This window comes from Amycolatopsis sp. NPDC059021, assembly GCF_042739895.1.
Lineage (GTDB): Bacteria > Actinomycetota > Actinomycetes > Mycobacteriales > Pseudonocardiaceae > Amycolatopsis.
Genome location: NZ_JBHYIQ010000138.1, coordinates 1 through 8,396 on the forward strand (window position 1 = coordinate 1; position 8,396 = coordinate 8,396).

The window sequence follows — 8,396 nt, forward strand, 5'->3', positions numbered from 1 at the left end:
GTTCCCCCCCCTCCCCCCCGCCCCCCCGCGACCCAGACCCCCCCCCCCCGCCCCCCCCCTCCCGGCGAGTTCGCCCCCCCCCCCCCCGCCGCGGCCCCGGGGCCGCCGGGGGCGGCCCCCACGGCGAGGGTGTCGACCAGGACCGCGACGAGACCGATCGCGATCGTCACCAGGCACAGGATCGGCGGCGTCCCGTCCACCGGTGCCAGACCGGTCCGGATCTGCTCCGCCGAGGCCGCGAGCGTCTGGCTCAGCTCGTCGAGCGCCCGCGCGCCGGGAATGATCTTGAGGATGCCGTGCGAGGTGAACGAACCGGTGATCAGGAACAACAGCACGAGCAGCTGGCTGAGCCCGACCACGATCGTCGGTGCCCGCAGCGAGCGCAGCGCGAGCCCGGTGGCCGCGATCAGCACGACGGCGACGAGCAGATAACCGAACCACGCCCAGCCCGCGACGACACTGGTCAGCGACGTGGCCGCGCACAACGTCGCGAGCCCGGCCGCGACCGGCGCGACGACGCTGGCCGCCCAGGCGGACATGCGGTTCGGCCCCGGAGGAGGCGCGGTGGGACGCGGGCGCGCAGGTGCGGCGGCGGTCACCGGGCACCCCCGATCAGCGTGCCGCGGCCCGCGCCCGCCCGGCACAGTTCGCTCCACACCTGCGGCATCGGCGAGGCGGGCCCGGCGACGACGACACCCCAGCCCGCGGCACGCAACAGCTCGGCGGCGTCCTCGGTGGCGGCCGAGCGCTGCTGCGATCCGTTGACGCCCGCCGACCAGCCCGGCGTGTCCAGCAGGACGGCGAGGCTGCGGATACCGCGCGGGCGGAACCGGGCCAGCTCGTGCACCGATTCGGCGCTCACGGTGCCGAGCACCGCGACGAGTTCCTGGCCCTCGGCCGGATCGTGGCCGAGGGTGATGTCGCGCTGGTGCGCGGGCTGCAGCGCGGCCAGCGCGTCCAGCACGACGTGGTCGTAGTGGTCGCCGCCCTCGGCGGGGGTGTCCGCGATGGTGGCCCCGTGCTCGCCGACGAGCCGGACGTGGTGGCCGGAGCGGCGCAGGTGCAGCGCGACGGACGCGGCGAACGACACCGCCCACTCCAGGCTCGCCGCCGGTCCCGCGCCGTGATGCGCGGCCGCGCGGTGATCGAGCAGCACGGTCGTCCCGCCGCGCCACGGCCGTTCCTCGACCCGCACCATGATCTCGTCCCGGCGCGCGGTGGACCGCCAGTGCACCTTCCGCAGATCGTCGCCCATCCGGTACTGCCGCACGATGACGTCCGGCTCGCCCTGCCCGGCGTGCAGCCGGATGGTGCCGTCGTCCCCGGCCCCGATGCCGGCGCCGCTGGGCAGCCCCCACAACGGGAACACCTGCGGCACGACGACGAGCCGGGAGTGCGCGATCAGCTCCCGTTCGAACTCGCACAGCCCGAACGGGTCGGTGATCGTCGCGCGCAGCGGCCCGACCTGCTGGATCCCGCGCAGCACCGGCTGCAACGGGTAGCGCAGCGCGACGCGGCGGTCGTGCGGCAGGCGCTCGACGACGAACCGCGGCCGCGCGCCCAGCGCGTACGGCACGCCGTCCTCGAGCAGCACCTCACCCGCCGGGAGCCTGCCGCTGCGCCACAGTTCCAGCTGGACCTCGCCGGTCGAGCCCACCGAGACCCGCTCCGGGTGCAGCGAACGGGCGGCGCCGATCCGCAGCCGCGAGGCGGAGATGAACACGGCGACCAGCACCGGGAGCGCGACCACGAACACGGCCACCCGCAACAGATCCCGCTCGTTGAGCACGAACGAACAGGCCGCCGCGGCGAGCCCCGCGGCGAGGAGGCAGCGGCCGCGGGTGGTCAGGCCGGACAGGGCACGCAGCATGCGTTTCTCTTCTACTAGCGCCTGGTTTCGTGGCTCAGCGGTGGGTCTGCCCCTGCGGCACCGGGACCCGGTGCAGCACCGCGCGGACGACGTCGGTCGCCGAGCGCCGGGCCGCGTGTGCCTCGGTGGTGAGCACGAGCCGGTGCGCGAGCACCGGGACCGCGACCGCGTGCAGGTCGTCCGGGACGACGTACTCGCGGCCGGACAACGCCGCCTGCGCGCGCGCCGAGCGCACCAGCTGCAGCGTGGCGCGTGGCGAGGCCCCGAGCCGGATCTCCGGCACCTGCCGGGTCGCCGCCGCGATGTCCACCGCGTACCGCCGGACCTCGGGCGCCATGTGCACGTTGCGCACGGTCTGGATGAGCCGGTGCACGGTTTCGCCGTCGGACACCGGCTGCAGCTCGGCCAGGGGGTCGTGCCCGGCGTGCTCGTCGACCATGGCCAGCTCGGCCTGCTGGTCGGGGTAGCCGATGGACACCCGTGCGGTGAAGCGGTCCCGCTGGGCTTCGGGCAGCGCGTAGGTGCCTTCCATTTCGATCGGGTTCTGGGTGGCGATCACCATGAACGGCTCGTCGAGCTCGTAGGTGCTGGTGTCGACGGTGACCTGGTGCTCTTCCATGCATTCCAACAGCGCCGACTGCGTTTTCGGCGAAGCGCGGTTGATCTCGTCGCCGACCACGATGTTCGCGAACACCGGGCCGGGCCGGAACTCGAACTCGCCGGTCTGCCGGTTGTAGATGGAGACACCGGTGACGTCGCTGGGCAGCAGGTCCGGGGTGAACTGGATGCGGCTGACCGTGCAGTCGATGGAGCGGGCGAGCGCTTTCGCCAGCGACGTCTTCCCGACGCCGGGCACGTCCTCCACCAGGAGGTGGCCTTCGGCGAGCAGCGTGACGAGCGCGACGCGGATGACGTCGGGTTTGCCGACGAGGACCCGCTCGACGTTCGCGGCGATCCGCCGCGCCGTCTCGTGCAGTTCGTCAAGGGAGGCGTGCCCCGCCTGGCCGTTCTGCCTGGCACCGGCGTTGGCCTCCGCCGCGGGGTAGGGCAGCTGGCCCGTCTGCCCCGCCGTCTGCTCGCCCTGCTGCTCCGCGGGCGTCGCAGACTGGATTCTCGACGTCACTCGACCTCCTGGTGCCGCATGGCTGTGCTCGTTTTCCCGCCGGCCGTGGCCGGCCCCCTCGCTGTCCGCCGGTTCGCGCGCAGCGAGCAGCATTCCCTTCAGTGTGTCAAACTCGGGCGAACTCGGGGTGAGAACCCCAGGATGCCTGGTTGGTGACGCTGTGCAAGCACTGAGGTTACTCCGTTCGAGGGGTGGTTCACCCGATTCTGGGTGCTCCCGTTGACCTGGTGTTTTGTCGTATGCTCCGGTTCGAGGTCACGCGACTACGGAGAGGCGTAACCGCACATGAGCGAGCTGGGCACGAAGCCACCGTTCGACGTCCGCGGCTTCGCGGTCGCACCCGAGCTGGCCACCGACGCCTACGCGAAGATCAGCGCGCTGCAGGACGTGGTCGGCGAGATGGTCCGTGAGGCGAAAGTGCTGGGCCGCACGGTCCCGCTCGGTGGCGGATACGCCACCGAGGTCGGCAAGTTCATGGCGGAGTACGGCATCGGCGGCCAGGGCTCGGCCGTGCAGTCGCTGACGGCGTTCGGCAAGGAGCTGGAGAATCTCAAGACGCGGATGGCCGAGGCACTCGGGCGCTACCAGCACCAGGACGAGGCCGCGGCCGACGGCGTGGACTGCGTCGGTGGCTGACCACGTGAACCGGACGTTTCTTCGCCCGGCCCTGCTCGGCGTGCTCGGCCTTGGCCTCGCGGCCTGTGGCCACGCCCAGGGGCAGCCCGGCGCCGCCGCGCACGTGCAGAGTTCCTCGGCGCCTCCTTCTTCTTCTCCTTCTTCTCCGGCGCCGTCTGGACCGCCGACGCTGGCCACCCTCGATCCGTGCACGCTCCTGTCGCCCACCGACCGGTCGACGGCCGGGGTGAGCGTGATCGGGAAGCCGAAGACGATCGGTGAGGCGAAGGCCTGCGACTGGACGGTGCCCGCCACGTTCGGGGTCACCGTGACGGTGGACGAGAAGCACGGCCTCGACGACCTCGATGTCGCGCGCAAGACCGCGACGAGGACGAAGGTCGGCGCGCACCAGGCGCTGCAGGTCTCCGACCGCAAGGCGGGCGACGGCACCTGCGCGGTGCTGCTCGGCGCGGGCCCCGGCAGCGTCCAGGTCGACGTCGGCAACACCACCTTCTCGGACACCGCGCTGGCCTGCCGCCGGGCGGACACGGTGGCCGGGCTCGTCGAGCCGAAACTGCCCTAAGCCAGCCAGTGGAAAGGAAGGTGTGCCCGTGCCAGGAACGGCAGAAGACGCGGCCACGCACGTCCCGGCGCCCTCGGCCCGGTACGAGTCCTACAGCCACGAGGCGCTGGCCGCCGAGGTGGCGCGGGACAACGACCCGGTGGCCGCCGGCCAGCTCGGCGCGCAGTGGCAGGGGCTGGCACGGCGCTTCGCCGATTCGACCGCCGAACTGAGCGCGCTGGTCAACAACACGCACGAGCACTGGCAGGGCCAGGCGGGCGACGCGGTGCGCGAGGTGCTCGGGACCGCGGCGCGCTGGCTCGTCGAGTCGGCCGGGGTGTCGACCGCGCTCGGCGAGTCGGTGGCCGGACAGGCGGACGTCGCCGCGCGGGCCAAGGCCGAGATGCCGCCGCCGGTCCGGTACGACCCCGCCGGGATGATCCGTGAAGCCGCCGCGAGCGGGAGCCTTTCGGTACTGGCGGGGCTTTCGGGCGCGATGGACGCCCAGCGAGCCCGCGCCGAGGCCGCCCGGCAGAAGGCCGTCGACGTGATGAACGCGCGGGACGCGGCCCTGCACGGGCTCGTGCCGCAGCAGCGGTTCGAGTCGCCGCCGTCACTGGGCAACGCGGCGAAGGGCCCGGCTTGATCCGGGTTTCGGCGTCCGCCTTCGACATCCTCTGGACCGATCTCGGCTTCGCGCGGCCGCCGGATCCGCTGTCCGTGCGCAGTGTCGGCGGCACCGAGGCGGAACGCGCGCGGATCCGTGCCGAGGTGTACCGGAACCTCGGCGAACGCGGCCTGCACGACGGCGAACGGCTCGAAGCCGCGCTGGAGGACCGGCTCGGCCTGCTGGCCGGGGGAGAGGTCTACCTCGCCTGCGAGGCGCTCGCCGACATGACCGCCGAGACGCCTTTCCGTGCCGTGACAGCGGTACGCGGCAGCGATGGCGTCCTGGCGACCCAGCCGGAACAGACCATCGCCCTGACCGACATCGGCGCCGCCGAATGGTGCTCGGCGATCGTGGACGTGCTGCCCGAGCTGAGCGCCGGGCCCGGCTACGGCCTCACACTGCCCGCCTCGAGCCTCGGCGAGGGCGGGGACCCGGAGTACGGGGAGCGGGGCGCGCGATCGGCGGCGTCCGCGGCGCAGCTGCGCGAGGTGCTCGCGATCCAGGCACGCCCGGTGTACAGCGCCGGGCAGTTCAGCGTTTCCGTGCGGGGCAAGGACGGCCGGGTCCAGCGCGCGGGCGGGCTGACGTGGTTCGACACCGACGTCGGCGCGTACTGCGCGGGAATCTCCTCTGGCCGCGGCGGCCAGGAGTGGGTCACGGTGTCCCCAGTGGACAGTCAGCGTCTCGTCGACCGGATCGCCGCCCTCCTCACCACCGACGCCTAGCCCCCGGACCGTCGAACTCACACCCCCGAGTGTGGGACTCGCGCGCCTGAGTGTGGGACTCGCGCGTCTGAGTGTGGAACTCGCGCGCGGCGGGCGATCCTCGGCGAGTTCCACGTTCGGGCGCCCGAGCTCCACGTTGGCGGGGCAGAGTTCGGCATTCGGGCCGCGGTTCCCCACCGAGCCCCACCGCCTTCCCCACAGAGCCCCACCGGGGGCCCCACCTTTCCCCACAGAGCGTCCACGTGGTCTTCTCGCGGCCGTCAACCGGACGTTTCAGACCCCGTTCCGGTTCCCTGGGACCCCGGTGCGGGGGATCTTGGCCACGGTCCCCCACGTCACCCCCCACCAGGCCCCACCCTGCTGACCAGCGCAAACGTCTGACACGACGGAGTGGTGGCGGCGCCGGTCGCGTTGACTGTGGTGAAAAGTGGGGTACGGTGGTGCGCAGTGGGGCGGAAGGGAGCCCCGTGGCCGATTCCGATGGTTTCCATCGGGCTCGGTAGGGAGGTGGAGGCCGGTGTTCCTCGGCACCCACACCCCGAAGCTGGACGACAAGGGGCGGCTCACGCTGCCCGCGAAGTTCCGCGACGCGCTCGCCGGTGGGCTGATGATCACCAAGGGGCAGGACCACTGCCTTTTCGTCTTCCCTCGCGCGGAGTTCGAGCAGATGGCACGCAAGGTCGCCGAAGCGCCGTTCACCAACGAGTCGGTTCGGGCCTACCAGCGCTATCTCTTCGCCGGGACGGACGAACAACGCCCGGACGGGCAGGGGCGCATCGCCATCGCGTCCGAGCTCCGCCGCTACGCGGGGCTCAACAAGGAGTGCGTGGTGATCGGTGCGATCACCCGGTTGGAGATCTGGGACGCCCAGGCGTGGCAGGGCTACCTGGAGGAACACGAAGACAGCTACGCGAAGGCTCGAGAGGAAGTGTTGCCGGGCGTCTTCTAGGCGTGGCCGTGCCGGGAGCACCCCAGTCGTCGGGGGACGGGGGTTCTCCGGCGGTCGCAGACGGAAAGCGTCCGCGTGGATGCCGTGAGGCCTCTGTCCGCTCAACAGCCCTGGTGCACCTTCCCCGGCACCAGGTCCGAAGCGGGCGGACAGGGACCTGACGGCATCCGCCACATTCCGGGTCCATGGCAGCGGAAAGGGGGAAGGTCATGTCAGCCGAACACGAGCACGTTCCGGTGCTGCTCGACCGGATCCTCGAGCTGTTCGCGCCCGCCCTCGCCGATCGCGACGCGGTGCTGGTCGACGCGACCGTCGGTCTCGGCGGCCATTCCGACGCCCTGCTGGCGGCGTTCCCTCGGCTGCGCCTGGTGGCGCTGGACCGCGACCCCGCCGCGCTGGAACGGTCCGGGGAACGGCTGGCCCGGCACGGGGACCGGGTCGATCTGGTCCACACCGTCTACGATGGACTGCCCGCCGCGCTCGCCGGGCTCGGACTGTCCCGTGTGGACGGAATCCTGTTCGACCTCGGCGTCTCCTCGATGCAGCTCGACCGCGCCGAACGCGGGTTCGCCTACGCCAGGGACGCGCCGCTGGACATGCGGATGGACCCGACCACCGGGTTCACCGCCGCGGACGTGCTCAACACCTACGCGCCCGGCGAGCTGGCGCGCATCCTGCGCGACTACGGCGAGGAGCGGTTCGCCCAGCGGATCGTCAAAGCCGTTGTGGCGGAACGGGAAAAGGAACCCTTCACGCGCAGCGCGCGGCTGGTCGAACTGCTCTACGACGCCGTGCCCGCGGCGAGCAGGCGTACCGGCGGGCATCCCGCGAAGCGGACGTTCCAGGCGTTGCGGATCGAGGTCAACGGCGAGCTGGAGGTGCTGCGCCGGGCGATGCCCGCGGCGCTGTCCGCGCTCGCGATGGGCGGCCGGATCGTCGTCGAGTCCTATCAGTCCCTCGAGGACAGGCTGGTCAAGCAGGCGCTGGCCGAGCTGGCGAAATCCCGTACGCCGGAAGGACTTCCGGTGGAACTGCCCGGCCACGGCCCGGAGCTGAAGCTACTGACGAGAGGGGCCGAGAAGGCCTCGGACACGGAGATCGAGCAGAACCCGCGGGCCGCTTCGGTGCGGTTGCGGGCCGCAGAACGGATCGGAGAGGCAGCGCGACGATGACCGCTCCCACGAAGTCCCGCGGCCGCCGTACACCGGCGACGCGCCAGCGTGCCACCAACCGGAACGCGGTGGAGCTGGAGCCGGGAACCACGACGGCGCAGCCGGACGCCGCGCCGCGCCGTGCGTCGCGGGGCCGGACCTCCGCGGCCGAACGCGCCTACGCGCGCCGTGCGCAGCGCGCCGATCTGCTGTCCCAGCGCGCCCCGCGGCCGGCTCCCCGGCCCGACGCGAAGAAGCCCGAGCGGCGCAAGCTCAAGCTGAGCTGGCCGAAGTCGCGTGCCTCGTTCGTGCTCGCGATGATGGGCCTGCTCGCCGTCGGTGTCGCGACGACGCTCTGGCTGACCACGCAGGCGATCGCCGACTCCTACCGCCTGGAGCAGTTGCGCACCACCAACGCGAGCCTGGCCGAGGCCAAGGCGAAGCTGCAGCGCGACGTCGCCAAGGCCGAGTCGCCCGGCTCGCTCGCCCCGGCGGCGCAGCAGGGCGGGCTGGTGCCCAGCGGCGACCCGGCCCGGATCATCGTCGGCCCCGACGGCAAGACCACGCTCGTGGGCGAGCCGAAGAAGGCGCAGGACGCGCCGCCGGCGGCCCAGTCCGTGCCGCCCGCCGCCCCGGCGGGCGGGCCCCCGCGCGGGGGGGGGTGGGGGGCGCCCCGCCCCCGCGCGGGTGGTTGTGACCGCCCGCCGCGGCGCTGGGGGCGCGAGCGGCGA

Annotated in this window: 10 protein-coding genes; 7 read left to right on the forward strand and 3 right to left on the reverse strand. The window is 72.8% G+C overall.

The window, feature by feature from the left end; all coding sequences use genetic code 11:
- The 3 genes from ACFWX1_RS43950 to ACFWX1_RS43960 all read right to left on the reverse strand — a co-directional run.
- The coding region (locus ACFWX1_RS43950) for a transglutaminaseTgpA domain-containing protein (protein WP_378395852.1) at positions 1-539 on the reverse strand (539 nt) is incomplete at its 3' end.
- A 56-nt stretch (positions 540-595) separates the two neighbouring features.
- The gene (locus tag ACFWX1_RS43955; protein ID WP_378395853.1) at positions 596-1,870 is read right to left on the reverse strand and encodes a DUF58 domain-containing protein; all 1,275 of its coding nucleotides are present in this window, start codon (positions 1,868-1,870) and stop codon (positions 596-598) included.
- A 34-nt stretch (positions 1,871-1,904) separates the two neighbouring features.
- Positions 1,905-2,993 carry an AAA family ATPase gene (locus ACFWX1_RS43960; protein ID WP_378395854.1) on the reverse strand — a complete coding sequence of 363 codons (1,089 nt, stop codon included), beginning with the start codon at positions 2,991-2,993 and terminating at the stop codon, positions 1,905-1,907.
- A gap of 285 nt (positions 2,994-3,278) precedes the next feature.
- Between ACFWX1_RS43960 and ACFWX1_RS43965 the strand changes: the two genes are divergently transcribed.
- From ACFWX1_RS43965 to ACFWX1_RS43995, 7 genes are all read left to right on the forward strand, one after another.
- The gene (locus tag ACFWX1_RS43965; protein ID WP_378324260.1) at positions 3,279-3,629 is read left to right on the forward strand and encodes a hypothetical protein; all 351 of its coding nucleotides are present in this window, start codon (positions 3,279-3,281) and stop codon (positions 3,627-3,629) included.
- On the forward strand, positions 3,622-4,191 hold the full coding sequence (locus ACFWX1_RS43970) for a DUF3558 family protein (protein WP_378395855.1): 570 nt from the start codon (positions 3,622-3,624) through the stop codon (positions 4,189-4,191). Before ACFWX1_RS43965 ends, ACFWX1_RS43970 begins: the two co-directional genes overlap by 8 nt.
- 28 nt (positions 4,192-4,219) lie before the next feature.
- Positions 4,220-4,816, forward strand: coding sequence for a PE-PGRS family protein (locus tag ACFWX1_RS43975; RefSeq protein ID WP_378395856.1), 597 nt, complete (start codon positions 4,220-4,222; stop codon positions 4,814-4,816).
- The gene (locus ACFWX1_RS43980; RefSeq protein WP_378395858.1) at positions 4,813-5,565 is read left to right on the forward strand and encodes an ESX secretion-associated protein EspG; all 753 of its coding nucleotides are present in this window, start codon (positions 4,813-4,815) and stop codon (positions 5,563-5,565) included. Before ACFWX1_RS43975 ends, ACFWX1_RS43980 begins: the two co-directional genes overlap by 4 nt.
- 517 nt (positions 5,566-6,082) lie before the next feature.
- Positions 6,083-6,514, forward strand: coding sequence for a division/cell wall cluster transcriptional repressor MraZ (mraZ, locus tag ACFWX1_RS43985; protein WP_378395859.1), 432 nt, complete (start codon positions 6,083-6,085; stop codon positions 6,512-6,514).
- A 209-nt stretch (positions 6,515-6,723) separates the two neighbouring features.
- Complete coding sequence (gene rsmH, locus ACFWX1_RS43990; RefSeq protein ID WP_378395860.1) at positions 6,724-7,686, forward strand: 16S rRNA (cytosine(1402)-N(4))-methyltransferase RsmH; 963 nt, start codon at positions 6,724-6,726, stop codon at positions 7,684-7,686.
- Positions 7,683-8,396 (forward strand): hypothetical protein (locus tag ACFWX1_RS43995; protein WP_378395862.1); only part of this gene is annotated, 714 nt, incomplete at its 3' end. The genes rsmH and ACFWX1_RS43995, both read left to right, overlap by 4 nt.

Excerpts from the sequence above, each read along its gene's own strand:
- ACFWX1_RS43955 (WP_378395853.1), bottom strand. The coding sequence starts at position 1,870 with ATGCTGCGTGCCCTGTCCGGCCTGACCACCCGCGGCCGCTGCCTCCTC.
- ACFWX1_RS43965 (WP_378324260.1), top strand. The coding sequence starts at position 3,279 with ATGAGCGAGCTGGGCACGAAGCCACCGTTCGACGTCCGCGGCTTCGCG.
- rsmH (WP_378395860.1), top strand. The coding sequence starts at position 6,724 with ATGTCAGCCGAACACGAGCACGTTCCGGTGCTGCTCGACCGGATCCTC.